This window comes from Petrotoga sp. SL27 (genome assembly GCF_002924605.1).
Classification (GTDB): Bacteria; Thermotogota; Thermotogae; order Petrotogales; family Petrotogaceae; genus Petrotoga; species Petrotoga sibirica.
The window spans coordinates 1-275 of sequence record NZ_JAIP01000032.1 but is presented as its reverse complement, the minus strand read 5'-3'; the positions used below and the strand labels follow the sequence as shown (position 1 = coordinate 275).

1 protein-coding gene is annotated in these 275 nt (G+C 37.1%); it reads right to left on the bottom strand.

All coding sequences use genetic code 11. From position 1 onward, the window contains the following. Positions 1-275: ATP-binding cassette domain-containing protein (locus tag AD60_RS09925; protein ID WP_146048845.1), on the bottom strand; the 275-nt coding region annotated here is incomplete at both ends.

The window sequence follows — 275 nt, the reverse complement described above, 5'->3', positions numbered from 1 at the left end:
ATTTTTTAATAACTCTTCATGTACTCCTTCTCCTTTTATCTCTCCATCTTTCAACAGTATCACTTTGTTAGCCTTTCTTATCGTTGACAATCTGTGGGATATTATTATCAAAGTCATCTTGTACTCTTTCAATTCATCGAATATTTCTTCTTCTGTTTGAGAATCTACCCCTGACGTTGCTTCATCCAGTATCAATACCTTTGGTTCCCTTATCAATGCTCTTGCTATCGCTACTCTCTGCCTTTGCCCATCCGATAACTTACTTCCTCTTTCTC